This window comes from Pseudonocardia sp. CA-107938 (assembly GCF_050936315.1).
In the GTDB taxonomy this organism is placed as follows: domain Bacteria; phylum Actinomycetota; class Actinomycetes; order Mycobacteriales; family Pseudonocardiaceae; genus Pseudonocardia.
In genome coordinates, this window is sequence record NZ_JBNJNA010000001.1 from 1,875,314 (window position 1) to 1,900,838 (window position 25,525).

General features: G+C 72.7%; 34 protein-coding genes. 17 read left to right on the plus strand and 17 right to left on the minus strand.

Going from position 1 to position 25,525, the window contains the following annotated elements; genetic code table 11:
- Nucleotides 1-5 precede the first annotated feature (5 nt).
- Both ACQEVB_RS09255 and ACQEVB_RS09260 read right to left on the minus strand, forming a co-directional pair.
- Nucleotides 6-464 (minus strand): helix-turn-helix domain-containing protein, encoded by a 459-nt coding sequence (locus ACQEVB_RS09255; protein ID WP_432967499.1) that lies wholly within the window; start codon nt 462-464, stop codon nt 6-8.
- A 32-nt stretch (nt 465-496) separates the two neighbouring features.
- Nucleotides 497-1,174: an NUDIX hydrolase gene (locus tag ACQEVB_RS09260; RefSeq protein ID WP_432967502.1), complete on the minus strand. Its 678-nt coding sequence runs from the start codon at nt 1,172-1,174 to the stop codon at nt 497-499.
- Between the two features lie 75 nt (nt 1,175-1,249).
- On the opposite strand from ACQEVB_RS09260, the gene ACQEVB_RS09265 reads away from it, so the two are divergent.
- The gene (locus tag ACQEVB_RS09265; protein ID WP_432967505.1) at nt 1,250-2,275 is read left to right on the plus strand and encodes an SPFH domain-containing protein; all 1,026 of its coding nucleotides are present in this window, start codon (nt 1,250-1,252) and stop codon (nt 2,273-2,275) included.
- Entirely contained in the window at nt 2,272-3,159 is an 888-nt protein-coding gene (locus ACQEVB_RS09270; protein WP_432967508.1) for a hypothetical protein, read from the plus strand. The genes ACQEVB_RS09265 and ACQEVB_RS09270 overlap by 4 nt, the downstream gene beginning before the upstream one ends.
- Before the next feature lie 9 nt (nt 3,160-3,168).
- On the opposite strand, the gene ACQEVB_RS09275 is transcribed toward ACQEVB_RS09270, so the two are convergent.
- Together ACQEVB_RS09275 and ACQEVB_RS09280 are read right to left on the minus strand one after the other, a co-directional pair.
- Nucleotides 3,169-3,330, minus strand: a complete 162-nt coding sequence (locus ACQEVB_RS09275; RefSeq protein ID WP_432967511.1) for a hypothetical protein — start codon at nt 3,328-3,330, stop codon at nt 3,169-3,171.
- 202 nt (nt 3,331-3,532) lie between these two features.
- Nucleotides 3,533-3,727, minus strand: a complete 195-nt coding sequence (locus tag ACQEVB_RS09280; protein WP_432967514.1) for a DUF3073 domain-containing protein — start codon at nt 3,725-3,727, stop codon at nt 3,533-3,535.
- A gap of 188 nt (nt 3,728-3,915) precedes the next feature.
- Between ACQEVB_RS09280 and ACQEVB_RS09285 the strand changes: the two genes are divergently transcribed.
- The gene (locus ACQEVB_RS09285) at nt 3,916-4,740 is read left to right on the plus strand and encodes a hypothetical protein (RefSeq protein ID WP_432967517.1); all 825 of its coding nucleotides are present in this window, start codon (nt 3,916-3,918) and stop codon (nt 4,738-4,740) included.
- Here the strand turns inward: ACQEVB_RS09285 and ACQEVB_RS09290 are convergent.
- Complete coding sequence (locus ACQEVB_RS09290; RefSeq protein WP_432967520.1) at nt 4,695-5,909, minus strand: MFS transporter; 1,215 nt, start codon at nt 5,907-5,909, stop codon at nt 4,695-4,697. The two genes, ACQEVB_RS09285 and ACQEVB_RS09290, sit on opposite strands and share 46 nt — an antisense overlap.
- A gap of 121 nt (nt 5,910-6,030) precedes the next feature.
- On the opposite strand from ACQEVB_RS09290, the gene ACQEVB_RS09295 reads away from it, so the two are divergent.
- On the plus strand, nt 6,031-6,804 hold the full coding sequence (locus tag ACQEVB_RS09295) for a hypothetical protein (protein WP_432967523.1): 774 nt from the start codon (nt 6,031-6,033) through the stop codon (nt 6,802-6,804).
- Between the two features lie 106 nt (nt 6,805-6,910).
- On the opposite strand, the gene ACQEVB_RS09300 is transcribed toward ACQEVB_RS09295, so the two are convergent.
- Nucleotides 6,911-7,981: a YgfZ/GcvT domain-containing protein gene (locus ACQEVB_RS09300; RefSeq protein ID WP_432967526.1), complete on the minus strand. Its 1,071-nt coding sequence runs from the start codon at nt 7,979-7,981 to the stop codon at nt 6,911-6,913.
- Nucleotides 7,978-8,346 (minus strand): Fur family transcriptional regulator, encoded by a 369-nt coding sequence (locus tag ACQEVB_RS09305; RefSeq protein WP_432980253.1) that lies wholly within the window; start codon nt 8,344-8,346, stop codon nt 7,978-7,980. Before ACQEVB_RS09305 ends, ACQEVB_RS09300 begins: the two co-directional genes overlap by 4 nt.
- 140 nt (nt 8,347-8,486) lie before the next feature.
- On the opposite strand from ACQEVB_RS09305, the gene ACQEVB_RS09310 reads away from it, so the two are divergent.
- Nucleotides 8,487-9,473 carry a hypothetical protein gene (locus tag ACQEVB_RS09310; RefSeq protein WP_432967529.1) on the plus strand — a complete coding sequence of 329 codons (987 nt, stop codon included), beginning with the start codon at nt 8,487-8,489 and terminating at the stop codon, nt 9,471-9,473.
- A 44-nt stretch (nt 9,474-9,517) separates the two neighbouring features.
- Complete coding sequence (locus ACQEVB_RS09315) at nt 9,518-10,120, plus strand: hypothetical protein (RefSeq protein ID WP_432967532.1); 603 nt, start codon at nt 9,518-9,520, stop codon at nt 10,118-10,120.
- A 79-nt stretch (nt 10,121-10,199) separates the two neighbouring features.
- On the opposite strand, the gene ACQEVB_RS09320 is transcribed toward ACQEVB_RS09315, so the two are convergent.
- Nucleotides 10,200-11,603 (minus strand): FAD-dependent monooxygenase, encoded by a 1,404-nt coding sequence (locus tag ACQEVB_RS09320; RefSeq protein ID WP_432967535.1) that lies wholly within the window; start codon nt 11,601-11,603, stop codon nt 10,200-10,202.
- An 88-nt stretch (nt 11,604-11,691) separates the two neighbouring features.
- Between ACQEVB_RS09320 and ACQEVB_RS09325 the strand changes: the two genes are divergently transcribed.
- The gene (locus ACQEVB_RS09325; protein WP_432967538.1) at nt 11,692-12,294 is read left to right on the plus strand and encodes a TetR/AcrR family transcriptional regulator; all 603 of its coding nucleotides are present in this window, start codon (nt 11,692-11,694) and stop codon (nt 12,292-12,294) included.
- A gap of 3 nt (nt 12,295-12,297) precedes the next feature.
- Here ACQEVB_RS09325 and ACQEVB_RS09330 read toward each other — a convergent pair whose 3' ends face one another.
- Nucleotides 12,298-12,915, minus strand: a complete 618-nt coding sequence (locus ACQEVB_RS09330; protein WP_432967541.1) for an FABP family protein — start codon at nt 12,913-12,915, stop codon at nt 12,298-12,300.
- Nucleotides 12,912-13,046 (minus strand): hypothetical protein, encoded by a 135-nt coding sequence (locus tag ACQEVB_RS09335; protein WP_432967544.1) that lies wholly within the window; start codon nt 13,044-13,046, stop codon nt 12,912-12,914. The genes ACQEVB_RS09330 and ACQEVB_RS09335 overlap by 4 nt, the downstream gene beginning before the upstream one ends.
- Before the next feature lie 44 nt (nt 13,047-13,090).
- On the opposite strand from ACQEVB_RS09335, the gene ACQEVB_RS09340 reads away from it, so the two are divergent.
- The 4 genes from ACQEVB_RS09340 to ACQEVB_RS09355 all read left to right on the plus strand — a co-directional run bounded on the left by ACQEVB_RS09340 (nt 13,091) and on the right by ACQEVB_RS09355 (nt 15,037).
- Nucleotides 13,091-13,318, plus strand: a complete 228-nt coding sequence (locus ACQEVB_RS09340; RefSeq protein WP_432967547.1) for an RNA-binding S4 domain-containing protein — start codon at nt 13,091-13,093, stop codon at nt 13,316-13,318.
- A gap of 234 nt (nt 13,319-13,552) precedes the next feature.
- Nucleotides 13,553-14,242 (plus strand): hypothetical protein, encoded by a 690-nt coding sequence (locus ACQEVB_RS09345; RefSeq protein WP_432967550.1) that lies wholly within the window; start codon nt 13,553-13,555, stop codon nt 14,240-14,242.
- 49 nt (nt 14,243-14,291) lie between these two features.
- Nucleotides 14,292-14,474, plus strand: a complete 183-nt coding sequence (locus ACQEVB_RS09350; protein ID WP_432967553.1) for a hypothetical protein — start codon at nt 14,292-14,294, stop codon at nt 14,472-14,474.
- Nucleotides 14,471-15,037, plus strand: coding sequence for a hypothetical protein (locus ACQEVB_RS09355; protein ID WP_432967556.1), 567 nt, complete (start codon nt 14,471-14,473; stop codon nt 15,035-15,037). Before ACQEVB_RS09350 ends, ACQEVB_RS09355 begins: the two co-directional genes overlap by 4 nt.
- Here ACQEVB_RS09355 and ACQEVB_RS09360 read toward each other — a convergent pair whose 3' ends face one another.
- From ACQEVB_RS09360 to ACQEVB_RS09380, 5 genes are all read right to left on the minus strand, one after another.
- Entirely contained in the window at nt 15,038-15,337 is a 300-nt protein-coding gene (locus tag ACQEVB_RS09360; RefSeq protein ID WP_432967559.1) for a DUF1416 domain-containing protein, read from the minus strand.
- A complete protein-coding gene (locus ACQEVB_RS09365) occupies nt 15,337-16,176 on the minus strand; it encodes a sulfurtransferase (protein ID WP_432967562.1) in 840 nt (279 codons plus the stop codon). Before ACQEVB_RS09365 ends, ACQEVB_RS09360 begins: the two co-directional genes overlap by 1 nt.
- Nucleotides 16,173-16,640: a DUF4395 domain-containing protein gene (locus tag ACQEVB_RS09370; RefSeq protein WP_432967565.1), complete on the minus strand. Its 468-nt coding sequence runs from the start codon at nt 16,638-16,640 to the stop codon at nt 16,173-16,175. Before ACQEVB_RS09370 ends, ACQEVB_RS09365 begins: the two co-directional genes overlap by 4 nt.
- A 198-nt stretch (nt 16,641-16,838) precedes the next feature.
- Entirely contained in the window at nt 16,839-17,261 is a 423-nt protein-coding gene (locus ACQEVB_RS09375) for a thioredoxin family protein (RefSeq protein ID WP_432967568.1), read from the minus strand.
- Between the two features lie 36 nt (nt 17,262-17,297).
- A complete protein-coding gene (locus ACQEVB_RS09380) occupies nt 17,298-18,095 on the minus strand; it encodes an LmeA family phospholipid-binding protein (protein ID WP_432967571.1) in 798 nt (265 codons plus the stop codon).
- Between the two features lie 234 nt (nt 18,096-18,329).
- On the opposite strand from ACQEVB_RS09380, the gene ACQEVB_RS09385 reads away from it, so the two are divergent.
- The 6 genes from ACQEVB_RS09385 (at nt 18,330) to pstB (ending at nt 24,123) form a co-directional block, all read left to right on the plus strand.
- Complete coding sequence (locus ACQEVB_RS09385; RefSeq protein WP_432967574.1) at nt 18,330-19,082, plus strand: winged helix-turn-helix transcriptional regulator; 753 nt, start codon at nt 18,330-18,332, stop codon at nt 19,080-19,082.
- A gap of 20 nt (nt 19,083-19,102) precedes the next feature.
- Nucleotides 19,103-19,975, plus strand: a complete 873-nt coding sequence (mshD, locus tag ACQEVB_RS09390; RefSeq protein WP_432967577.1) for a mycothiol synthase — start codon at nt 19,103-19,105, stop codon at nt 19,973-19,975.
- A gap of 226 nt (nt 19,976-20,201) precedes the next feature.
- A complete protein-coding gene (pstS, locus tag ACQEVB_RS09395) occupies nt 20,202-21,323 on the plus strand; it encodes a phosphate ABC transporter substrate-binding protein PstS (protein ID WP_432967580.1) in 1,122 nt (373 codons plus the stop codon).
- Nucleotides 21,324-21,358: 35 nt separating this feature from the next.
- The gene (gene pstC, locus ACQEVB_RS09400) at nt 21,359-22,435 is read left to right on the plus strand and encodes a phosphate ABC transporter permease subunit PstC (RefSeq protein ID WP_432967583.1); all 1,077 of its coding nucleotides are present in this window, start codon (nt 21,359-21,361) and stop codon (nt 22,433-22,435) included.
- Nucleotides 22,432-23,340 carry a phosphate ABC transporter permease PstA gene (gene pstA, locus ACQEVB_RS09405; protein ID WP_432967586.1) on the plus strand — a complete coding sequence of 303 codons (909 nt, stop codon included), beginning with the start codon at nt 22,432-22,434 and terminating at the stop codon, nt 23,338-23,340. The genes pstC and pstA overlap by 4 nt, the downstream gene beginning before the upstream one ends.
- 6 nt (nt 23,341-23,346) lie before the next feature.
- On the plus strand, nt 23,347-24,123 hold the full coding sequence (gene pstB / locus ACQEVB_RS09410) for a phosphate ABC transporter ATP-binding protein PstB (protein WP_432967589.1): 777 nt from the start codon (nt 23,347-23,349) through the stop codon (nt 24,121-24,123).
- 74 nt (nt 24,124-24,197) lie between these two features.
- Here the strand turns inward: pstB and phoU (ACQEVB_RS09415) are convergent, their stop codons facing one another.
- Both phoU (ACQEVB_RS09415) and phoU (ACQEVB_RS09420) read right to left on the minus strand, forming a co-directional pair.
- Nucleotides 24,198-24,863 carry a phosphate signaling complex protein PhoU gene (gene phoU, locus ACQEVB_RS09415; protein ID WP_432967592.1) on the minus strand — a complete coding sequence of 222 codons (666 nt, stop codon included), beginning with the start codon at nt 24,861-24,863 and terminating at the stop codon, nt 24,198-24,200.
- Nucleotides 24,864-24,868: 5 nt separating this feature from the next.
- A complete protein-coding gene (phoU, locus tag ACQEVB_RS09420) occupies nt 24,869-25,525 on the minus strand; it encodes a phosphate signaling complex protein PhoU (RefSeq protein ID WP_432967595.1) in 657 nt (218 codons plus the stop codon).

The following is a 25,525-nucleotide window of genomic DNA, read 5'->3' on the forward strand; positions in this document are numbered from 1 at the left end:
GAACGCTACGACCCGGTCGCTCCGGGTGGCTTCTCCTCGCTTGCGCGACTGCTCCGCTCGGCCAGGCCCCACATGAACACGAAGCACCCCGGGATGTGCGGTGCGCCGGTGGCGGCCCACCGGCGCTGGAACTCGCTCGGTGACTCGCCGACCAGCTCGCGGAACCGGCTGCTGAACGAGCCGAGGCTCGCGAAACCGACGGCGCAGCAGACCTCGGTGACGGTGAGGTTGGTGGCGCGGAGGAGGTCCTGCGCGCGCTCCACGCGCCGACGGGAGAGGTGGGCCGCGGGAGAGACCCCGTAGGTGGCGGTGAACAGCCGCTGGAAGTGGTACTTGCTGATCCCGGCGACCGCGGCGATCGTCGCGAGGTCGAGCGGCTCCGTGTAGTGCCGGTCGATGTGGTCGTGGGCGCGCCGCAGGTGCACCAGCAGGTCGTTCGGGGCCCGGCGGGTGGGGGCGCTCACGGCGGCGAGTCTAGGACCGAGCCGGCGCGGAGTCAGCTGTCGCCGCGCAGCATCGGCGGGTGCAGTGACGTCGCGGGGCCCCGGCGGAACAGTTGGGCGGGGCGGCCGCGGCCGCTCGACACCCGCTGCTCCGTGGGGATGAGGAAGCCGGGGGTGCTGGTGACCTTGCGCTGGAAGTTGCGGGGGTCGATCTCGACGCCCCAGACGGCTTCGTAGATGCCGCGCAGCTGGGCGACGGTGAACTCGGGCGGGCAGAACGCCGCGGCGAGCGTCGTGTACTCCAGCTTGGCGCGCGCCCGTTCGACGCCGGCGGCGAGGATCGTGTCGTGGTCGAACGCCAGCTCGGCCACCTCGTCGACGGGGTGCCATGCGCTGGCGGCGGCGTCGGAGCCCGCCTGCGGATCGGGTAGGTCGGGCACGAGCGCGAGGTGCCCGACCGACAGCACCCGTCCGCGCGGATCCCGATCGGGTGCCGCGTAGCTGGCGAGCTGCTCGAGGTGATGGCCGGTGAGCGCGAGCCCGGTCTCCTCGACGAGCTCGCGGGTGGCGGCGTCGAGCAGGTCCTCGTGCGGGAGGACGAACCCGCCGGGCAGCGCGAGCCGGCCCTCGAACGGCGGGATGCCGCGGCGCACCAGCAGGGTGGCCAGCCGGCCGGCGCGCACCGTGAGCACGACGAGGTCGACGGCCACGGCGAACAGGTTGCCACGCATTTCTCGTCATCCTGACCTTAAACTGTGTTATCGTCGGGATGACGATATACCGTGCTGGATCCTGGGGAGATCGAGATGGCCGACATCACCCGCACCCTGTTCGTCCATCACCTGCGTGGCGCGCCCACCGCCTGGGTCCGGCACTCCGCGCGGGGCGCCGTCCGGCACGAGGGCGTGGGTGTGTCGTTCTGGTTCCGTGCCCGCACCGCCGTCGTCTCCGAGGTGCCCGTCGATGACCGCGACCTGTCGCTCGTGTGCCACGCCCGCACCGCCGACCACGCCGAGCTGTCGGTGCCGCTGGGCATCACCCACCGCATCGCCGAGCCCGCCAAGGCCGCCGCGCGCCTCGACTTCGGTCTCGATCCGCGCACCGGACGGTGGCGCGGCGCCCCGCTCGACGCCCTGGCCACCCTGCTCGGCGAGCTCGCCCAGCAGCCCGTGCTGGCCGGGCTGGCCCGGCAGACCCTGGAGGCTGCGCTGGCCGCCGGCCCGGACCCGATCGAACGCGCCGTCGCCGAGCGGCTCACCGCCGACTCCCGGCTCGCCGAGCTGGGGGTGCAGGTGGCCGGCGTGCGCGTGCTCGACGTGCGTCCCGACCCCGACCTGGAACGGGCGCTGGCCACCCCGACCCGCGAAGCCGCCCAGGCGCGGGCGGACCGCGCCACGTACCAGCGCCGCGCCGACGCCGTCGAGCGCGAACGCGCGATCGCGGAGAACGAGCTGCAGAGCAAGATCGAGCTGGCCCGGCGCGAGGAGCAGCTCGTGGAGCAGCGGGGCGCCAACGCCCGCCGACGTGCCGAGACGGACGCCGCTGCCGCACTGGTGGCGGCGCAGGCCGAAGCCCAGCGCGGCGAGCTGGAGACCCGCTCCGCCGCCGAGCGCGACCGCACCCTCAGCGCGGCCCGCGCGGCCGGCGTCGAGGAGCTGGGCCGCGCCCAGGCGGCGGCCGAGGCCGCCCGCATCGCGGCACTGCGCGACCTCCCGCCAGCCACGCTGGGCTTGCTCGCCGCCCGCGAGCTGGCAGGCAAGCTCCCCGAGATCGGCCAGCTCACCATCACGCCCGACGTCGTCACGGGTCTCCTGGAACGGCTGCGGGCGTGACGCTGGAACCGCGACTCGTCGTCGTCACGCGGGCCAGCGCGTACCGCGAGCTGCTCGACCGGCACGGCACACCGGGCGCCGTGGAGTTCTTCCTGCGCGACCGCGACCCGGGCGAGCTGGAGCGCCTGCGCGCGCAGCACGACGCATGGACGCGGACGCTGGAGGCGGTCGCCGCCGCCGTGCCGGCGGGTTGGCGGACGGGCCGCGCCGACCGGTCGGAACTGGCCGCCTTCCCGTTCGCCGCCGGTGACGTCGTGGTGGCCGTCGGCCCGGACGGCCTGGTGGCCAACGTCGCCAAGTACCTCGACGGGCAGCCGGTGCTGGGCATCGACCCGGCGGGCGTGGCCGTGCTGTGCCGCCTGACCGTCGATCAGCTGCCTGCGGCGCTCGCGGCGGTGGCCGAAGGCACCGCGACCGTGCAGGAACGCTGCACGGTGCTGGCCCGGCTCGACGACGGGCAGACGCTGCGCGGGCTCAACGAGGTGTTCGTCGGCGACCGCGGGCACCAGTCCGCGCGCTACCGCCTGCGTCTGCCGGACGGCCGCGTCGAGGTGCAGAGCAGCAGCGGGCTCGTCGTCGGCACGGGCACGGGCGCCACCGGGTGGTGCGCATCACTGGCGCGCACCCCGGGAGCGCCGCCGCTGCCGATGCCGGACGAGCCGGCGCTGGCGTGGTTCGTCCGCGAGGCCTGGCCGTCGCCTGCCACCGGGGCGGACCTGGTCGCCGGCCGGCTCACCGCCGACGAGCGGCTGGAGCTGGTCGTCGGCTCCGATTCCCTCGTCGTGTTCTCCGACGGGGGCGAGGCCGATCGGCTCACCGCCGTGCGCGGCAGCCGCGTGACGGTCGGGCTGGCGGCGCAGCGGCTGCGGCTCGTGGTCGGCTAGCGGGAAACCTCAGCCGGCCTGGCGGGGCCGCGGCTCCGGGCGAGGAGCGCCCTGCCGCATGTGCTCGGCGAGCGCCGCCTGCACAGCGGCGTGCACCGCAGCAGCGTTGACGTTGGGGTCGACTGCCCGAGCAGCAGCCAGCGACCGCGACGACACGGCGATATTGATCATCTGCCACCTCCCGGACGGTTGCCGGGACGCCAGCCGTGACGTCCCGTTCACATGCGGGTAATCGAATCAACGAGCCCGATCGTGTCACCAGCGGGTGAGACTTGGATCACTTTCGGGTTCGTCGAAAGACGCACGCGCGCAGGAACCAATGACGACGCATCATGGTCGTCACGGAATGGCGCAGAAAGGAGACTCTCCGCAGTTAGCGGCGTCGGTCGTCCTCGTCGTAGTCGTCAGGGGCGTACGGGTCGTTGTAGTCGTCCCCGTCGTCCTCCTGGTGGAGAGCCGTCCCACCGCCCAGCTCGCGCTGCAGCGCGTCCAGGTCCATTGTGGGGGAGCTGTACTTGAGCTCGCGGGCCACCTTCGTCTGCTTGGCCTTGGCTCGTCCGCGCCCCATGGCTGGTCCCCCTTACACAGGGAAGGGGCGGCCGGAACTGGTCGGCGGCCCCATTCATCTCATCAGTGTCCTGCCACCACCGTACCTTGCTGATGCCCCTGTGTGCGACGCGGCATCGCCACACCGGACAGGCTGATCGGGACACGCGCCGATCGGGTGACGGGCAGTTGCTGGCACGATCGGCGACCGTGCCGGTCCCCATCCTCTCCTACCTGCGGGTCTACGAGCCCCTGCGGGTCTTCCAGGGACCGGACGGTGCTGCCGTGCGCGAGGCGCTCGAACGCGGGCCCGTCCCAGCGACCGCGGCCGGGGCCCTCGAGCGGGAGCTCGGACTCCGTGCGGTGCTGCGATCGCGGGTGCTGCCGGAAGGCCGGCTCGAGGTGCTCGTCACAGCCGGGCCCGACGGCGTGCAGCGCGTCTGCCCGCTGGACGTCCGGCCGCGCGCCGGTGCTGCGCTCGTGGCGTTCCTCGACGGATCGATGCCGCTGCTCGCCGCGGCGGCGTTGCCGCTGCCCGTGCGCACCGCCCGGCGGCTCGCCGAGGCTGCGATCGCCGAGCTCGGTGACGGCGCGGCGCACGTCGTGTCCGCCGGCTGGGTGGTGCCGCTCCCGTGGTTCGCGCTCGTTGAGCAGGAGGCGCGGCAGGTCCAGAACGATCCGCGCCGGGTGTGGTGGCAGGTGCCGATGGCCGACGCCCGGGAACGCGTCGGGCTGGCCGAGACGGTGGTGCGGGAGACCCTGGGGGAGTCGCTGTCCGGTGACGGCCCCGCCGAGGTGCTGGCCGAGACCGGGAACTGGCTCGAGCGCTTCGACGACGACGCCGTCGTCGAGCTGGACTACGGCGGTGTCGCGTCGGTGCTGAGCGAGGAGGAGCTGGCCGCGGACCGGTCGGCCGAGCAGGTGGCAGCGGCCCTCGACGCGCTGGCCGACGGCGAGGCGGAGCCCGCCGCGGAGGCGTACCAGGCGCTTCAGGAGTTCTGGGCGGGGGTCGCTGCGCGCGAGCGCTCGTCCTGATCCGGCCCCAGCCCGGCCAGCGCGACCCGGGCGAACACGGCAGCGACCGCGCCCAGCGCCAGCATCGCCGGCCACCCGGCCACCTGCGCGACCGCTCCGCCGACCACCGGGGTGATCGCCGCGGACAGGAAGTTCGCGGTGTTCGTGACCGCCATGCCGGTGGCTGCCCGTCCGGCCGGTGCGAGCTCGCCCGCCGCGGTGAAGACCAGCCCGTTCCAGCACGCGGCGAGCGCCACGGCGGGCACGAGCACCGCCGCGAGCAGTGTCGCCGGTCCCGGTTCGAGCGCCGCGGACGTCGCGAAGCCGACCGCGACGGCCACGGCGAGGATGCGCAGCGGCCCCAACCGGCTGGCGACCCGGTCCGACCAGGCCCCGACGCCGATCCGGCCGGCCGCGCTGAGCACCTGCGTGCCGGCCAGCAGCGCGCCCGCGACGGCGAGCGGCAGTCCGGACCCGTCGTGCAGCATCTCGACGAGGAACGTCACACCGAGGTACTGCGGGACGACGAGCGCGAACCCCGCCGCCGACAGCCGTTGCAGGCGCTTGTCGGCCAGCACCGCGCGGAAGCCGGTGCGGGCGGTCGTGCCGCGGGCCGGGCGGTCGGGCGGCTCGCGCACCCAGACCGCGACGGCGCCGGCCATGACCAGGGACGCGCCGCTGAGCGCGGCGAGGACGGCCGGAATCCCGGCCGAGCCCGCGAGGCCGGGCAGGACGACCGCGGCGACCGCCGCGCCGGCCGGCACCGCCGTCTGCCGCACCGCCATCGCGAACCCGCGGAGCTCGGCCGGGAACCAGGTGAGCACCGCGCGTCCGCTCGCCGCGTTGACGCTGGCGCCGCTCGCGCCCGCGAGTGCGAGCAGCAGCCCCGCGGCCACCGGGCCGGGAACCACCGCGGCGGCGGCGAGCGCCGCGGCGGACCCGAGCAACCCGACCGTCATCACGCCGCGCTCGCCGAACCGGTCCGCGGCCCCGCCCCACGGGATCATCGTGGCGACCAGGCCGACGGAGATCGCGCCGATCAGCGCGCCGACCCCGGCCAGGTCCAGGCCGTAGTGCGCGCGCAGCGCCGGAGTGACCGAGGCGAGTCCCATGAAGAACGCCGCCGTCGTGCCCTGGGCGGTTGCCCCGACGGCGAGTACGACCCAGCGGTAGCGATCCGGCGCGACCATGCTTGCGGACGGTACGCCGTTGTCTCGTCATGCGGGAGAACTGTCTCAAAATACGGACACCCCAACCGATCGCGGAACGCCGGGCTCGTCCTGGTCGTCCCCTCGAACGGAAGGTGTCGCGATGACCGTCGCTGCAGGACCACACCTCGATCCGCCCATGGCGCCGCGGATCGCCCGCGCCTGGCTCGGTGACGTCGTCGCTGTGGCCGTCGTGCTGGTGGCGGCCGTCTGCGGTCTCCTCGGCTGCCTCTTCGGGTTCCTGGGCCTCGCCATGACCGGCGGCAAGGAGGGCGAGCCGTTCGTGGTCGTCGGCGCCTTGCTGGTGGCGGTCGCGCTGGTCGCCGCCGTGGCGGAGATCGGCCTGTTGAGCGGCGCCTCATGGGCCCGCGTCGCGCTCCCGATGTGCGCCGGCACGGCCGCTGGGTTCGTCGCGCTCGGTGCACTGACGTTCGGGTCCGCCGTCGCGGTGGCCGGGCTGGTGGTCGCCGTAGCGCTCGGCGCGGCCGCCGTCGTACTCGGCCCGCTGTCGTTCCCGGGTACCCGCCGCCCAGGAGTGGCTGCGCTGGTGGCCGTCCTGCTGGCCCACGCCTTCGTCGCGGTCCGACTGCCGCAGGTCACCGACGTCCTGTTCCGCCTGATCGTCGCCCCGTCGTTCGCCGTGCTGCCGGTGTGGAGCCTCGTGCTCACCGCCGTGTGCACGGTGCTCCCGCTCGCCGGCGTGGTCGCCTCCCTGCGCGGGGTTCGGTGGGCTTTCCTGCTGGTCACGGCCCCGTGCGCGCTGCAGGTGCTGCTCGCGTCGACCTACGCCGGGACCGGAGCGATCGCCTTGTGGACCGCACTGTCCGTCGCGGCCGCGGCGACGGCGCCGTTCCTCCGGCCACGTCCGCCGCGATGATCGGCGTGGTCAGCCGGTTGCTCGCCCCGCAGACGCGTTTCGGCTGGTCGGCGGCCGCCGTCCCGGTGGGCTGCCGCGCCGCGGCGCTGACGGTGCCGCTGCTGGCTCAGCGCAGGCCGCCCCGGATCTGGGCGGCCCGACCGGGAGGGACGGCGCCGGTGTCGACGGGCAGCGAGTCGGGGTCGATGCGGGCCGGTGCGGCGCGCTCGTCCTCACCGGCGACGAGCTCGGCGTCGACCGGGGTGCTGCGCTTGACCAGCGCCGATGCGACGGGACCGAGCTCGTGATGCACCACCACGCTGCCCACCCGGCCGACGGGGCGGCCGTCGCGCAGCACGGGGTCACCGGGCACGGGCAGCTGCTCGTCGCCGGAGTCCAGGAGGAGCAGCACCCGCATGCGCGGCGGCCGGCCGAGGTTCGCCACCCTGGCCACGGTCTCCTGGCCGCGGTAGCAGCCCTTCGTGAGGTGCACCGCGGAGCCGATCCAGCCGACCTCGTGGGGAATCGTGCGGTCGTCGGTGTCGAGGTGCAGCCGTGGCTGCCCGGACTCGACGCGCATCGCCTCGAACGCGATGGTGCCGGCTGGCCGGGCGCCGCCGTCGGCCAGCCGGGCCAGCACGTCCGCGGCCGCGGTGCGCGGCACCACGATCTCCGCGGCGTCCGGACCCGGCCACGGCATGCGCATGACGAACCCGCCGTCGGGCAGTGCGGTGACGTCGAGCGGGCGCTGCGGCACGGGCAGGCCGGCTGCGGCCAGCACCGTCGCGGTCGTCGGGCCGACGACGTCCAGCACGGCGAGCTCCGCGGTGGCGTCGCGCAGCTCGACCTTCGCCCAGAACACCATCTTCTGCAGGTAGTCGAGCAGGGGCGGGACCTCGCCCGGCTCGGTGACCAGCGCGACGGTGTCGGCGACGTGCGCCACCACCATGTGGTGCAGCACTCGCCCGTTGATGTCGAGCACCAGCGCCTCGGTGCCGGTGCCGGCGGGCAGCTCCGCGACGTGCTGGGTGAGCAGCAGGTGCAGCCAGGACAGCCGCTCCTCGCCGGAGACGAGGATCACACCCCGGTGGCTGCGGTCGACGGCGGCCGCGGACCGGGCCATCGCCCGCTGCTCGGCGAGCGGGTCACCGCGGTGGGCGGGCACGGCGGCGTCCAGGTCGTGGTCGGGCAACGTCACGACGCCGCCCCGCAGCCGCGGCAGGTGCCCGAGAGCGCGACGTGCGTGGCGTCCAGCTCGAACCCGCTCGCGGAGCGCAGCTGCTCCGCCAAACCCGCCAGCAGCTCGGTGGGGACCTCCGACACCTCGCCGCACGCGTGGCAGACGAGATGGACGTGCTGATGTTCCTGTTCCGAGTAGGTGGGGGCGCCGTGCCCGAGATGGGTGTGCCGGACCAGTCCGAGCCGTTCGAGCAGATCGAGCGTGCGGTAGATCGTGGTGATGTTGACCGGCGCGGACTGCTGCACCTGGGCGCAGATCTGCTCGGGCGTGGCGTGCCCCAGATCCCGGACGGCGTCGAGGACGAGCTGGCGCTGCGGGGTCATCCGCAGCCCTCGTTCCCGGAGGGTCGTGCGCAGCGAGGTGTCCACAATCAGATGTTAGGCCCGCACCGGAACCGTGCGAAGCCGACGACGGTCGGTATGCTCAGCGGGCGGTCGGTGTCCGCGATCTTGGAGGCTAATCGATGACGAACGACGGTGGCGGCTCCGGCGCGCCGCGGTTCGACGTCGTCCTCCGTGGCTACGACAGACGGCAGGTCGACGAGCACGTCGCCCGGATGCAGCGCATCATCGGCCGGATGCGCGCCGATCTGGAGCTGGCGCGCAGCCAGCCGCTGCCCATCGTCGCGCCGGCGCAGGCGGGCATCCCGGCCTCCGATCAGAACGGCCGCTCCGCCCGTTCCCGCCCCGGTGGGTCGCCCGATGTCGTCGGCTCGTTCACCGACCGCATGCAGAGCATCCTCCAGTCCGCGGAGGAGGAGGCGGCGGAGATCCGCAAGAAGGCGCACGCCAGCGCCCGGTCGGAGCTGCAGGCGGCGCGCGCCGAGGTGGCCGATCTGGCCCGGCAGCGCGACGTCATGGTCACCGAGCTGAACCGGCTCCGCGGCCAGCTGGAGAGCATGCTCAGCGCCCCCACGGCGAAGATGGCTCCGGTCGCGACGAACGGCAGCACCCCGTCTCCCGCCCGGCGCGACGGCAAGCCGCGTCCGTCGCCGAAGCCACGGCCGGGCGCGCCGTCGCCGGTCGCCCGGCAGGCGGCCACGGGTCCGCAGCCGGTGTCGCCACCGAAGCCGCCCGCGTCCGATCCGAGCGTCACCGCGGCGGCGCCTGCGGTGCCCGACGAGCCGCCGCCCGCGCCCGAGGCCGCCACCAACGGCGCGTCGCGCAACGGTGGCGGTGAGCAGGCGTCGTCGCCGTCCGACTCCCCGCCCACCACCGTCGTGCAGGTCACGAAAGACACGCGCGCCAAGGCGGTGCCGGCCAAGCCGGCACAGGGCAAGCCGGCACCGGCCAAACCGGGCCCGGCCAAACCAGGCCGCGCCAACGGAGGCGAGGAACGGCCGCCCGTCGATGCCACGGTGCGCGTCGCTGCCGTCCGTCCCGACGGCGAGCGCGGCGAGAAGGCGAAGGTGGCTCCCGAAGCCGAGATGCGGTCGTCACGCTCCGGGTGAACCCGGTAGCAGTGCGTCATCGTGGCTGACTACGCTGCCTGCTCATGCCATGGCCTCCGTCGACGGACGTGCTGGTCGCGTCCGGTGTGGGCGCCGCCGTCCTGATCGTCCTGATCGTGCTGTGGATCGTCGACGTGGTGCGGCGCCGGGCTCGTCGCCGTGCCGAGGTCCGGCGCACCGTCGCCGACGCCGTCGCGACGGGCATGCTGCCTCGCGCGCTCGGCGAGCCGGACGCGGACCCGGGGCCCGGCCCCGAGCCGGCCCCGGCGGATCCGCCGCCGCTCCCGCAGCCCGTCGCTGCCGTGCCGACGGTCGCCGCACCCGACCGGCCCGACACCGCGGGCTCCGGGGGCCCGCTCGCCGCGGCGCTCAACCGGGCGCTGACCAGCCGTCCGGCACCCCGCGGCGACGCCAGGGACCGCCTGCTCGCCGTGCTGCTCGACGACCCCGCCCGGACGGTCGGCGCTGCCGCCGCGCTGGAGGCCAGCTCGGCGCAGCTGTCCCGGCTCACCGCCGCCGTCAGCCACGAGCGCGACGTGCTCGGCGCGCACCTGGCGAAGCTCGTCGCCGCCGGGCTGCAGCCCGAGCAGCTGGCGTCGCTGGCGGGCCTGCCGGCCTCGGAGATCCGGGACCTGCTGGCGCGGTGACCCGTGCCGCCGGCCGGACGCGTCGATCAAGGGCGAACCGTCGTTCCCGGATCGATCCGGGACAACCTTTTGCCCTTGATCACCGCAACGCGGCCCGGCGGAGTGCCCCCACATAGCCGTCGGGCCGGACCTCGACGACGTCACCGGGCTCCACGCCGTACGCCCGGAACGCGTGCCCGTCCCCGTCGACCAGCTCGCCCGACCCGCCGGACGGCGCGATCGCGTACGAGTGCGGGCCGGCCGGAGCGGGCCCGCCGAACGCCAGCGTAGTCGCGTGCGGGCCGCGGAACAGCTCGAACAGCCGCACCGTCCGCCCGTCGACGGTGCGCAGCGGCGCGTCCGGGGCGCGGTCACCGGCGGCCACGATCCCGGCCGACGCAGGAGCCGTGCGGTAGGTGAGCCCGAGCTGGCGGACCTCGGCGCCGCGCTCATGCGCGTCGGAGTCACCGTCGGCGTACTTGCGCATGATCCGGGTGGAGAGGTCCAGCACCTCCTGGGCCACCCGGCGACGCTCGGTCTCGTACGTGTCGAGCAGGGCCGGGTCGCCGTCGGCGAGCTTCCAGCCGAGGTTGTACGCGTCCTGCACCCCGGTGTTGAGGCCCTGCCCGCCCGTCGGCGGGTGGACGTGCGCGGCATCGCCGGCGAGGAACACCCGGCCGTCGCGGAACCGGGCCGCCAGGCGCACGTTCGGCCGCCAGACCGTGCACCAGGTGAGGTTGCGCAACCGGATGTCGGTGCGGCCGGAGAACCGTTCGAGCAGCGCCTGCAACCCCTCCAGGGTCGGCTCGCCGTCGAGCGGGGCGCCGAACTGGAACTGGTCGGTGCCGGGCAGGGGGCTGAGCGCGACCCCGGACCGCGGGTCGGTGGGCGAGGCGAACCAGTGGACGTGCTCGCGGTCCAGCGCGTCGGCGGAGACGTCGCCGAGCAGCATGCGGATCGACTCGTCGGTCACCCCCTCGAACGGGATGCCGAGCGCCTTGCGCACGGTGCTGCGGCCGCCGTCGGCGCCCACGAGGTGGTCGACGCGCACCGTCTCCACGCCGGAGGCCGAGGAGAGGGTGGCGGTGACCCCGTCGGCGTCCTGGGTGAAGCCGGTGAGGGCGGTGCCGAACTCGACGTGCCCGCCCAGCTCGCCGAGCCGTGCCCGGAGGATGCCCTCGGTCCGCGACTGGCCGAGCATCACACCGTTCGGGTACGGCGTGTCCGGCCGGGGCTCCTCGATCTCCGCCATGCGTCCTTCGAAGACGACGTCGTGGCCGGCGTAGCCGCGGATGGGCCAGGGGAGCTCGCCGGCGTCGAGCACGGCGTCGAGCACGCCGAGGTCCTCGAAGACCTCCAGGGTGCGGGGCTGCAGACCGTCGCCCCGCGAGCCGATGAACGGCTGCTCGGCCTGCTCGACGACGCGGACGGGCACGCCCCGGCGAGCGAGCTCGATGGCGAGGGTGAGGCCGGTGGGGCCGGCTCCGACGACCAGGACACTCATGGTGACTCTCCGTTCAATGAATTGAAGTTCAGTGAATGTGAGTTCATCATGATGCCCGGTACGGTCTGCCGTCAAGAGGGAGGATCGGGTGACCACGACTCGCAAGGAGCGCGCCGCCGAGACCGAGGCGGCGCTCAAGGCCGCCGCCAAGCGCGTGTTCGCCGAACGCGGCTGGGCCAACACCAAGATCACCGACATCACCGCGGCCGCCGGCCGTGCCGCCGGCTCGTTCTACAACCACTTCCCCAGCAAGGAGGCGCTGCTACAGGCGCTGCTCGCGGACCTGCTCGAGGCAGGTGACGAGGCGGCCGCCGAGCCCGAGCACAGCATGGACTTCACCGACCGCGCCGCGATCCGCTTCCACGTCGCGTCGTTCTGGCGGTTCTACCGCGAGCACATGCCGGTGATGGTGGCCCTGCGCGAGGCGGCCCAGGCCGATCCCGCTCTGCGGGAGCGGCTGCAGGAGCTGACCCGCGAGGACGGCGACCACCTGCAGGCCCACCTGGCGACCGTGCGCCACCTGCCGGGCGCGCCCCGGTTCGTGGTGTCCGCGTTCACCAGCCTGCTCGAGCAGTTCGCCTGGACCTGGCTCGCCAACGGCGGTGACGGCAGCGGCCCCCCGCCGTCGGACGAGGAGGCGATCGAGCTGCTCACGACGATCCTGCACAGCGGGATCGCCGGTCGCGGGTGAGTCCTACCCGGCGATCCGGCTCAGCCGCGCCGACAGGTGCGGCTGCATCTCCTGGCCCTCCATGGCCCGCTCGTCGACGTACGCGAGGTCGCCGCCCTCGACGATGCCGTACAGCCGCTGCGACGCCGTGACCTCCTTCGCCGACGCGGTGCGCATCACCGCGTCGCTCTGGAACTCCCAGGACGTCAGGTTGCGGGCCTTGCCGTAGAAGATCTCGGCGATGCCGGTGGCGTGCAGGATCAAGACCTCCAGCTCGCCGTTCGGCTGCGGCCGCCAGAACCCGGTCTCCCGCGCCGCGGGCCGGACGATCTCCCCGTCCGGGCCGAGGAGCCACGACCGCGACTCGTACGCCAGGAACGGGCGGCCGTCGTGCGCGAACACGATCTGCTGCCCGAACGTGTACGGCCCGTCGATCGTCGGGTACACGGCCTCTCCCGCCCCGCGCCACACCCCGACCAGCGGCAACAGGCCGAGCAGGGCGTCGTTCAGGTTCGGGCCTTCACGGAGGTTGGCGGTGTCGTCCGGGACCGGGAGGTCGTCGAAGCGGGGGCGGTTGCGCTGCGGGGCGTCCGGGGCGGCGTTCGACGGCGGGGTCGTCGACGGGATCTCCTGCTCGCTCATGACTCCTCCTCGCCCGGACCCGCCTGCGGACCGGCCGGTTCGAGGGTGAACAACCGGCGCAGCAGGAAGCCGATGTAGGCCACCGTGCCGGCGCCGGCCACGATCAGCAGACCCGTGTACAACCACTGCACGCGGGCACCCTAACGCTCGCGCGGCCTTCGACCATGATGGGCCGGTGTCGAGACCACCGATCCACGACGTCCCGCTCGCCGAGGCGCCCATCCGGCTGGGCCAGTTCCTCAAGCTGGCCGGACTCGCCGAGGACGGGGCGCAGGCCCGCCGGCTCGTCGAGGACGGGGCGGTGCAGGTCAACGGGCGGGTGGAGACCCGCCGCGGCGCCCAGCTGCAGCATTCCGACGTCGTCGCGGTGGGCGAGCTACGGGCCCGTCCGGTGCCTTCCTGAGGCTTGCGGGCGACCGCCGCCCACAGCGCGCGATCGGGCTCGCACGAGGTCCAGCCCGGCCAGCAGCTCCTGCACCTGCGCGTGGGTGCGCGCCCAGGTCGCGGGCGTCGGCCGGGCGGAACGGGCGCGGTCGGTCATCAGGTCGACCTCGGACATGCGTGTCGCGCCCCTCGCTGCGGGGGAGGGGTCGATGCTCGATGCTACGAGCCGGCGCCATCGAACCGTGGGGGAACCATGAACGGTCGTCACCTCCTGCCCGCCGTAGCGATGGCGGTCCTCTGCGGCTGCACCGCGCCGCCACCGCCCGCCCCGCCACCGGTAGCCGTGCTCGCTCCGGCCGCCGCCCGACAGCAGTTGACGAACGGCAGCGCGACCTGCGACTTCGACGTCACCTGGCTCACGGTCTCCGGCATCGACGAGGGTGCCGCCGCGACCGCCAACGCCGCGCTCGACCTGACGCCGGAGCCGGCCGACTGCGCCGAGACCACGACGATCAACGGGGGCTACCGCGGCCAGGCGCTGAACGAGCGCGGGGTCCTCTCCGTCGCCTACCTGGTCACCCGGTCCGTCCCGGGCGGGGCGTACCCGAACCAGACGCTCCAGACGTTCGTGATCGACCTGCGCACCGGCCAGGAGATCCCGCTCGACGACGTCCTCACCCCCGCGGGCCGTGCCGCGTTCGTCGACGCGTGCGGGAAGGGGCTCGATCCGCGGCTCGACCCCAACGATCTCTGCCGGACCACCTACGACACCGGCCCCGACGCGCCCTACACCGTCACGCGCGACGGGCTGGTCGCGCAGCCGTACAACGAGGTGCCGCACGCGGCGCAGGCACTGGCGGAGCAGGGCGTGCTGGTGCCGTGGGCCGCGCTCGGCGACGGGCTGCGCCCCGGCACCCCGATCGCGGCGCTCGCCGGCCGCTGAGGGAACCGACGCGGCACCCAGGTACTCATGTCAGGCGTACGCGTACCGCGTGCTGGTCAACGGGATCGCCCGCCGCCGCCGACGGCGCTGGCATGGTGAGCTGCCGTGGGCGCGCCCGCCGGAGGCCCGGGCCGGCGCGGGTCCGGAGGAGGCGGTCGTCAACAGGACCGCCGTCGCGGCGGCGCTGGACCGCCTCGCCACCGACCCCGCGCTCGCCGAGGAGTTCCGATGACCGAGGACGACATCCGCGCCCTGCTCGCGACCGCGGCCGGACCCGATCCCGGGCCGGTGCCCGTCGACCGGATCGTGGCGGCGGGCCGACGACGAGCCCGTCGCGTGCGGATCGCGCAGCTCGCCGGCACGGTCGCCGTCGTCGCCGGGATCGCCGGCGCGGTGTGGGCGGAGGTGCCGGACCGGTCGCTGCCCACCGCTGCCTCCACCTGCTCGCCCGTCGAGCCCGCGGTCCTGCCGGACTGGGCACGGGGCGGGTTCTCCGAACCCGAACCCGTGATGCCCTACGTGCTGGGGGAACGCGGGGAGATCGTCGCGATCCTGTGGACGGACCTGCACGCGCCCGCGCCGGCCGGCCGCACCAACAAGATCCTCTGGGTGGCGAAGGACCACAGCCCGGAGCCGATGACGATCACCGCCCGGCTCGGGACCACCACCGTCACCTCCACGATGCAGCAGGGGCCGGGCCCGTCGACGTTCGACGTGCCCGGCCCCGGTTGCTGGACCTTCGTCCTGCGGTGGGGCAGGAACCAGGACACCCTGGTGCTGCCCTACCGAGGATGATCAGGCGACGGCGACCTCCGTCTGGAAGAGGCCCGGCCCGTCCGGGGTGAGCTCGGCCTGGCCGTTGCCCGACCGGGACAGTGCGCGCACCGTCCACGTGCCGGGAGCGGCGAAGAACCGGAAGTCACCCGACGCCGACGACACCACCTCGGCGGTGAACTCGCCGGTGCCGTCGAGGAGTCGCACGAACGCGCCCGCGACGGGCTCGCCGCCGGAGAGGACGCGCCCGGCGAGGACGGTCTCCTTGCTCAGGTCGGTGTTCGGGGGCAGGGCGATGCCCTGGTCAGGTGCAGCGCACATCAGGAACCACTCCCGGTCTCGATCGGCACGCCGATGAGCGAGCCGTACTCCGTCCAGCTGCCGTCGTAGTTCTTCACGTCGCCGTGGCCGAGCAGCTCGTGCAGCACCACCCAGGTGTGGCTGGAGCGCTCGCCGATGCGGCAGTAGGCGATGGTGGCCTTCGAGTCGTCGAAGCCCTGCTCGCCGTAGAGCTCCTTGAGCTCCTCGTCGGACTTGAACGTGCCGTCCTCGTTGGCCGCCTTGCTCCACGGGATGTTGATCGCCGACGGGACGTGGCCGGGCCGCTGCGACTGCTCCTGCGGCAGGTGCGCGGGCGCGAGGATCTTGCCGGAGAACTCGTCGGGCGACCGCACGTCGACGAGGTTCTTCTTGCCGATCGCGTCGACGACCTCGTCGCGGAACGCGCGGATCGACGTGTCGGCGTCCTTGGCGGTGTAGGTGGTGGCGGGGCGCTCGGTGACGTCGGTGGTCAGCGTGCGACCGTCGAGCTCCCACTTCTTGCGCCCGCCGTCGAGCAGCTTGACGTCGCCGTGGCCGTACAGCTTGAACTGCCAGTAGGCGTAGGCGGCGAACCAGTTGTTGTTGCCGCCGTAGAGGACGACGGTGTCGTCGTTCGACACCCCCTTGGCGGAGAGGAGCTGCTCGAACTGCTCCTTGCTCGCGATGTCGCGGCGGACCTGGTCCTGCAGCTCCGTCGTCCAGTTGATCTTCACGGCACCGGGCAGGTGGCCGCCGTCGTATGCGGTGGTGTCCTCGTCGACCTCGAGGAACACGATGCCCTCGGAGCCGAGGTTCTTCTCGGCCCAGTCTGCGGTGACCAGGACGTCCTGGCGGCTCATGCGGTGGCTCCCTCTTTGTTGTTGCCGGGCTTGGGTGAACGGAGTCGGTGGATCAGTGCGTACATCTCGCAGCCGAGGCAGAACCCGACGGCCGCGTTGAGGAGGGCGGCGACCAGCGCGAACGTGGTGGCCACGATGCCGAGAGCGGTCAGCCCGGTGAGGTAGCCCACCGTGCCGACGGCGGCGAAGGCGAACCCGACGAGCTGGGAGAACCGCACCGGGGCGGCCTCCTCCTTCTCGGCGGGCGGCCCCAGACGTGGTGCGACCAGCGCGCGGTACAGCACCGAGTAGGGCGCGAACTGCAGCCCCACGAAGGCGCCGAGCGCGAAGACGACGGCCTGCGCGGCCAGCAACCAGCCGCTGCCGGACAGCAGCACCAGTGCCAGCACGACCGTGGTGACGCCTGCGGCGAACCGGACGCCGCGCGGATCTACCGGCGGATCGACCGCCGTGGGAGAGGACATGCGTGTGCTCCTGAGAGACGAACCGAGGCGTGCGCGGACCTGACAGGTGGCGCGGGCGGGAGGCTCAGGAGTGCCGACACAGGCAGCTGCCGACGCGGCACAGATCGACTGCGCGGCGACGGGTCAGCGGCCAGAACACGTCAGCCAGGGTAACCGACGATCCCGGTTTGCGGGAGGAACTGTCCATGTGACGGACATTCAGCCGGACAATGCGGACTCCAGACCCGACAGGAGGTCGGTCGAACGGGGCACCCCGGACACCCGCAGCAGCTCCGCGCCGCCGCGGTCGAACGCGACCACCGTCGGCGTGCGCATGACGCCCAGCTCCCTGGCCACGTCGGGGCGGTCGGCCACGTCCAGCTCGACGTGGACCAGGCCGGGCGTGCGCCCGGTCAGCTCGTCCAGCACCGCGGCCGTCTGCCGGCACGGCGTGCAGACGGGGGAGGACAGCTGCAGCAACAGCACCCGATCGGGTGCGGCCGGCGGTCGCTCGGCCAGCGCCCAACCGCCGGTGTGGCCACCACCCGCCCGCACCCGCCCGTCGCGGGCGCGCAGCAACAGCGCGACGACCACCGTGACGGCGACGGCGACGCCGAGCCCAACAGCTCCCCAGAAGCTCACCCGTCCAGTATCACCCGCCGCGCGGTGCGACGTGGCTCATCCGGCGCTGGGGCCGCCCCCGCCGAGTGTGAGGTTGTTCGCGGTGCCGCTGATCTGCAGCGTGCCGTCGACGGCCGTCAGCTCGGTGGGCGTGACCTGCAACGGCAACGACCCGGGGTCGACGGAGATGGTGAACATCTGCGAGACCGTGCGCTGCACCGCCGCCGGCAGCGCGTTGCCGCCGAACCGGACGTCGCGCGGCACCAGGCGTGCCTTCCCGTCCTCCAGCGCCAGCTGCGCGATCACCGACACGTCGTTCTTGCCGAGCAGCGGCAGCGTCGTCGACCCCGTCAGCCGGGCGGCCCGCTCCGGGTCGATCGACGTCAACGACGTGTCGCCGCTCTCCTTCGCCGCCGCCTTCAACCCCGGCAGGTCGATCGCGTCGATGCGCAGGTCGTCGATCGCGAGGTTGCCGTTGCGGTTCAGGATGCGCTCGACGGCCTTCGCCGGGATCCGCACCGAACCCTCGGCCTCCCCGACCTTCAACGTCTTCGGGCCCGACCCCAGCACCATCGACAGCGGCGCGTCGACGTCGCGCAGCTGCGCCTGCACCGACAGGTCCTGCAGCTCGGCGACCTTGATGTGCTGCGCGACCACGTCCACGCTGCCGTAGCGGCCGGAGATGGCCTGCGTCAGGAACGGGAACCCGTTGATGCGCACGCTCGGGTCGTCGACGAGGCCGACCTGCTGGCGCATCTGCCGCGACACGGCCGACTCGGCGAGCGCTGCGGCGCCGAAGTCGACGGCCACGAACAGCCCGACCAGCACCACCAGCACGATGATCACGCGCCTCACACGGACCTCCGATTCCGCTCGACGTCCTGTGCCGACCGTAGAGGGGGAGGCAGCGGCAGCGACCGTCCGGGTCACCGGTCATCGGATGTGTGGTCAAGCGCGCTTCGCTGGAACGGGTGTATCCGGTTATATTGCTGCGATCCGTGTGGTGGTGTGAATGCCGGGTCACGCGGACGTGAACGGTGAGTCGACGACGCCCCGCCGCCCGGAAATCCCGGTGAGAGGAGGCACGTCGTGGAGCTCCTGCTGCTGACCGCGGATCCCGACCCTGGATCCGTGCTCCCCGCGCTCGCGCTGCTACCGCACGGTGTCCGCACCGCCGCCCCCGAGGTGGCGGCGCTGCTCGACGCCGGCCCGCATGACGCCGTGCTGGTAGATGCCCGCACCGACCTCGTCGCCGCCCGCAGCCTGTGCCGGCTGCTCGGCAGCACGGGCACGGACGTGCCCGTCGTCGCGGTGCTCACCGAGGGCGGCCTGGTCGCCGTCTCCGGTGAGTGGGTCGTCGACGAGATCCTGCTGCCCGGCACGGGTCCCGCCGAGGTCGACGCACGCCTGCGCCTGCTCAAGTCCCGCGCCGGCGCCGACAGTGGAGCCGAGGGCGGCGCACTCGTCCTCGGCGAGCTCGTCATCGACGAGGCCACGTACGCCGCACGCCTGCGCGGCCGACTCCTCGAGCTCACCTACAAGGAGTTCGAGCTGCTCAAGTACCTCGCGCAGCACGCCGGCCGGGTCTTCACCCGCGCCCAGCTGCTCCAAGAGGTGTGGGGCTACGACTTCTTCGGCGGCACCCGCACCGTCGACGTCCACGTGCGCCGGCTCCGCGCCAAGCTCGGCACCGAGCACGAGCAGATGATCGGCACCGTGCGCAACGTCGGCTACAAGTTCGTGCGCCCCGCGCGCGGCCAGCTCGGCATGGCCGCCACCGGCGTCCTCGACGAGGACGAGGCCGACGAGGAGAGCGACCGAGAAGTGGCTCGCGCGCACTGACCCGGCCTAAGGTCGGCCGGGTGTCCGATCTTTCTTGGGGATCGCCCGTCGACCCGGCTGCCGTCCGTTCGCTGATCGCCGCCGCCACGAAGGCCGACGGTGACGCGCCCATCGGCGAGAACGTGCTGCTGCACCTCGCAGAGGGGGACAACCTGCAGGTCGTCGAGGGGGGCGAGCTGGTCGGGTTCGCGCACCTCGACCCCGTCGCCGCCGACGGGAGCCGCAGCGCCGAGTTCACCGTGCACCCCGATGCGCGGCGGCGGGGCATCGGTGGCCGCATCGTCGAGGCGTTGCTGGAGCGCACCGACGGGGTGCTGCGTGCATGGGCGCACGGCGACCACCCGGCGGCGGCCGCGCTGGCCGCGCGCCACGGCTTCACCCGCACCCGCGAGCTGTGGCGGATGCGTCGTCCGCTCGCCCCCGACGACGTGTTCGAGCCGGTGCTGCCCGACGGGGTCACGCTGCGCTCGTTCGTCGTCGGCCAGGACGAGCCGGAGTTCCTGCGCGTCAACAACGCGGCCTTCGACTGGCACCCGGAGCAGGGCGGGTGGGACATCGAGCAGGTGCGCGTGCGCGAGGCCGAGCCGTGGTTCGACGCGGCCGGGTTCCTGCTCGCCGTCGACGCCGAGGGAACGCTGCTCGGCTACCACTGGACCAAGGTCCACCACGACGAGACCCCACCCGTCGGGGAGGTCTACGTCCTCGGCGTGGACCCGTCGGCCCGCGGCCTGCACCTCGGCACGGCGCTCACCCTCGCCGGTCTCGCGCACCTGCGCGACCGGGGTCTGGGCCAGGTGCTGCTGTACGTCGAATCGGACAACTCGGCAGCCATCCGCGTGTACGCCGACCTGGGCTTCGTCCACACCGAATCGGACGTCTCGTACTCCCGGTGAGCCGCTCGTTCACCCGTTAGCAACCACGATCGAGATGGGACATACCTCATAGCTGCAGGTCACGGCGAGGTCACAGCGCGCATTTCGTGTGGTGCTGCCCACCGTGAACGCGAACGTGTTCATGCTGCGTTCACCTGTGCGGCGGGGTGCGTCCACCGGGCTTACCTACCGTCTCCGGCGGGCGGCCACGACGGCCGCAACGACCACTCGTCGGAGGACCTTTCCAGTGAAACTCCAGCGGCACGGCGCCGTCGTCGCTTTCCTGGCCGCGGGCGCGCTTCTCGTCGCCGGCTGCGGCAGTGACCCGACTCCCGCCGGTGGCGGTGCGGGGGCACCCGCCGCCGGCGGTTCCGCCAGCGTCGACTGCAGCGGCAAGAAGAACCTGACGGCCGAGGGCTCGTCGGCGCAGAAGAACGCGATCGACGCGTTCATCCAGGCGTACCAGAAGGCCTGCGCGGGCAGCAACGTCGCGTACAACCCCACGGGTTCCGGTGCGGGCGTGAAGCAGTTCAACGCGGGTCTCGTCGACTTCGGTGGTTCGGACTCGGCGCTGTCGAAGGACAAGGGCGAGGTCGACGCGGCCGCGAAGCGCTGCCAGGGCAACCCGGCGTGGAACCTCCCGCTGGTGTTCGGCCCGGTCGCGCTGGCCTACAAGGTCAACGGCGTCACGGACCTGGTGCTCAACGGCGAGGTAGCGGCGAAGCTGTTCAACGGCGGCATCACCACCTGGAACGACCCGGCCATCGCCGCGCTGAACCCGGGCAAGACCCTGCCGGCCGAGCCGGTCAAGGTCGTCTACCGCTCGGACGAGTCGGGCACCACCGACAACGTCCAGCAGTACCTCACCGCCTCCTCGAAGGGCGCGTGGACCCAGGGTGCCGGCAAGAAGTTCGCCGGTGGCGTCGGTTCGGGCGCGGACAAGTCCGCCGGAGTCGCGCAGGCCGTGCAGGCCACCGAGGGCGCCATCTCCTACGTGGAGCTGTCGTACGCGCAGGACCAGAAGCTGTCGATGGCGAAGATCGACAGCGGCAGCGGCGCGGTCGAGCTGACGACCGAGAACGTGGGCAAGGCCATCGAGGGCGCCAAGATCACCGGCACCGGCAACGACCTGACGCTGGACCTCAAGTCGGTCTACGGCGCACCCGCCGCCGGCGCGTACCCGCTGATCCTCGCGACCTACGAGATCGTCTGCTCCAAGGGCTACGACGCCGACACAGCGAAGGCCGTGAAGGCGTTCCTCGGCACCGCCGCCACGACCGGGCAGGGCAGCCTCGCGGACGCCGGCTACGCGCCGCTGCCCGCGTCGTTCCAGCAGAAGCTGATCACAGCCATCAACGCGATCTCCTGACATATCCTCAGGTCAGATCTCGCACGGAGGTTCGCTTGACCGACCGACCCGTGACGGGGGGCCCCGCCGACGCCGAACCCGGTGTCGAGCGGGGCTTTCCCGCGACTGCCACCGTTCCGGAGGATGACGTCCTCATGCCGGACCCGGGAACCGAACGAGAACCGGTGACTCCGGAGACGGCGGGTGCCACGTTCACCCAGCGCGGAGACCGGATCTTCCGGGGGCTCGTCACCGGCTCCGGAGTCTTCATCGTCGCCCTGATCGGCGCCGTCGCACTCTTCCTGCTCATCCAGGCCATCCCGTCGGTGCTGGCCGACAAGGACAACTTCCTGCTGAGCCGGCAGTTCGTCGCCGACGACCCGAACAACATGCACTTCGGCATCCTCGACCTGCTGCTGGTCACGGTCGAGGTGTCGCTCTTCGCGCTGGTGCTGGCCATGCCGGTCGGGCTGGGCATCGCGCTCTTCCTCACCCAGTACGCGCCGTCGCGGCTGGCGAAGCCGTTCGCCTACCTGGTCGACCTGCTCGCCGCGGTGCCGTCGATCGTGTTCGGCCTCTGGGGCCTGCTGGTGCTGGCTCCGGTCATCGAGCCCGTGGCCGTCTGGTTCCAGGACGTCTTCGGGTGGTTCTTCCTGTTCGCGCCGACCCAGGCACGTTCCGGCGCGACGCTGTTCACGGCCGGGATCGTGCTGGCCGTGATGATCCTGCCGATCATCACGTCCATCACGCGGGAGGTGTTCGAGCGCACGCCCCGCCCGCTGATCGAGGCCGCGCTCGCGCTCGGAGCCACCAAGTGGGAGGTCGTGCGGACCACGGTGCTGCCGTTCGGTCGCTCCGGCTACGTCAGCGCGTCGATGCTCGGCCTCGGCCGCGCACTCGGCGAGACGATCGCCCTCACGGTCATCCTGGCCGCGGTCAACACCGCGTTCGGCGGCAGCCTGTTCGACGGCGGCGCGACCTTCGCGTCGAAGATCGCGCTCTCGTTCGCCGAGCTCAACAACGCGCTGTCGGCCGGTGCGTACATCGCGGCCGGGCTCGTCCTGTTCGTGCTGACGTTCGCCGTCAACGCGCTGGCCCGGTGGATCATCGCCCGATCGGGGGTTCGGGCATGACGACCGTGGACCTGGACAAGCCGGCTGTCGGACCGACGTTCACGGCGATCAGCACGGGCCGCAAGGTCCGCAACGGCATCGCGACCGTGCTGGTGACGTTGGCCTTCATGGTCGCCGTGGTCCCGCTGATCTGGGTGCTCTACTCGGTCGTCGAGCAGGGCATCGCGCCGGTGCTGCGCTCGGGCTGGTGGACGCAGTCGCTGAACGGGCTGCTCGGCCGGCAGCAGGGGGGCGGCGCCTACCACGCGATCTACGGCACCCTCGTGCAGGGACTGATCGCTGGTGTCATCGCGACGCCGCTAGGCATCCTGATCGCGATCTACCTCGTCGAGTACGGCGCCAAGACCCGGCTCGCCCGGGCGACGACGTTCATGGTCGACATCCTCACCGGGGTGCCGTCCATCGTCGCGGCGCTGTTCATCTACGCGGTCTGGATCTCGATCTTCGGGCTGGGCCGCAGTGCGTTCGCGGTGTCGTTGGCGCTGGTGCTGCTGATGGTGCCGGTGGTGGTGCGGTCCTCGGAGGAGATGCTGCGGATCGTCCCGGACGATCTGCGCGAGGCCGCGTACGCGCTCGGTGTGCCCAAGTGGAAGACGATCATGCGGATCGTCATCCCGACGGCGCTCTCCGGGATGTTGACCGGGGTCGCGCTCGCCCTCGCCCGGATCATGGGGGAGACGGCGCCCGTGCTGATCCTGGTGGCGTACGCGCCGTACATCAACTTCAACGTCTTCGACGGCAACATGGCCTCCCTGCCGCTGCTGATGACCGTCGAGCGGGCCAACCCGACCGCGGCCGGCAGCGACCGCATCTGGGGCGCCGCCATCACCCTGATCCTCATCATCACCGTGTTCCAGCTGATCGCGGCCTTCCTGTCGCGCGTCACGGCACCCAAGACCAAGTAGGTAGGAATGGCCAAGCGTCTGGACCTCAAGGACGTCGACATCTACTACGGGGCCTTCCACGCCGTCGACGGTGTGAGCCTCTCGGTGCCGCCGAACAGCGTCACCGCGTTCATCGGGCCGTCGGGCTGCGGGAAGTCCACCGTCCTGCGCACCCTCAACCGCATGCACGAGGTCATCCCCGGTGCCCGCGTCGACGGCGAGGTGCTGCTCGACGGGGAGAACATCTACGGCACGTCCGTGGACCCGGTGAGCGTGCGGCGCACCATCGGCATGGTGTTCCAGCGGCCCAACCCGTTCCCCACGATGTCGATCCGCGACAACGTGGTGGCCGGGCTGAAGCTGCAGGGCGTCAAGAACAAGAAGGAGCTCGACGAGGTCGCGGAGCGCTCGCTGCGCGGCGCCAACCTCTGGAACGAGGTCAAGGACCGGCTGAACAAGCCGGGCGGCGGCCTCTCCGGCGGACAGCAGCAACGCCTCTGCATCGCCCGCGCGATCGCGGTGCAGCCCGAGGTCCTGCTGATGGACGAGCCCTGCTCCGCGCTCGACCCGATCTCGACGCTCGCGATCGAGGACCTCATCGCGCAGCTCAAGAAGGACTTCACCATCGTCATCGTCACCCACAACATGCAGCAGGCGGCGCGGGTGAGCGACCAGACGGCGTTCTTCAACCTCCGCGCGACCGGTGAGCCGGGCCGGCTGGTGGAGATCGGTGAGACGGAGCGGATGTTCTCCACGCCGAACGAGAAGGCCACCGAGGACTACATCAGCGGCCGCTTCGGGTAGCCGCACCCGCGTCGAGAACGACGTTGCGGTGATCAACAGGGCTTTTCGATCACCACAACGTCGTTCTCGACGCATCAGGGTGGGTCGGACAGCTCCGCCGCCACCTGCTCCACCTGCTGCCCCGTGACCATGTAGACGACCTGCTTCGCCACCGCGACGGCGTGGTCGGCGAACCGCTCGTAGTACCGCGCCAGCAGCGTGACGTCGACGGCGGCGCCGACGCCGTGCTCCCAGGCGGGGTCGAGGGTGAGCTCGAAGACCTCGCGCAGGCAGCGGTCGACGGTGTCGTCCATGCGGTCGAGCTCCAGCGCGAGCAGCACGTTGCGGGTGCGGGCGACCTCGGCCGCCTGGTCGGCCATCTCGGCGGCCAGCTCGCCCATCCGCTCGAAGATCGAGCGGGCTGCGTCCGGCACCGGGCGGCGGCGCGCTGCACGGGCGACGTGCGTGGCGAGGTCGCCCATCCGCTCGATGTCGCCGGCGCAGCGGATCGCGGCGACGAGCGTGCGGAGGTCGCCGGCGACGGGCGCGTTCAAGGCCATGGCCGTGAGGGCCTGGCGCTCGACCTCCGCGCGCAGGTCGTCGATCGCCGCGTCGCCCGTCACCACGCGTTCGGCGAGGCGGGGCCGCTCGTCGCGCAGCGCGACGGTGGCGGTCCGCAGCGCGGCAGCGGCGGCCGTGCACATCTGCTCGAGCAGTTCGGCGATCTCGGTGCGCCGCTGCTCGAGCGGCACCGTTGCCACCGGCGTCAGACCATCAGCGGCCCGGGCATCTGCCCGGTCACGACGAACACGATGCGCCGCGCGACGGCGACGGCGTGGTCGGCATAGCGCTCGTAGAACCGGCCGAGCAGCGTGATGTCGACGGCCGGGCCGACGCCGTGCGGCCAGCTGTGGTCCATCAGCACGGTGAACAGGTGGCGGTGCAGGTCGTCCATCGCGTCGTCCTCGGCCTCCAGCGCGGTGGCCTGGGCGAGGTCGCGGGTGCGGACCATCTCGCCCGCCTTGCGGGCCAGGTCGACGCCGATCCGGCCCATCTCGGCGAAGTACGGGGCCACCTCGGCCGGCAGGACGGGCTGCGGGTGGCGGCGCCGCGCGGCCTGCGCGACGTGCAGGGCGAGGTCGCCCATGCGCTCGATGTCGCCTGCGCCGTGGATCGCGGAGACCACGATGCGCAGGTCGGTGGCGACCGGCGCCTGCAGCGCGAGCAGCGCGAACGCACGCTCCTCGGCGGTGGCGCGGGTCTCGTCGACGAGCGTGTCGCCGGTGATGACCTCCTCGGCCAGCTGGAGATCGGATTCCAGCAACGCCTTGGTGGCCTTCTCGAGGGCATCGGCGACCTGGCCGCACATCACGGACAGGATCTCGCCCAGTCCCTCGAGCTGTTCCTGGTAGGCGTCACGCAT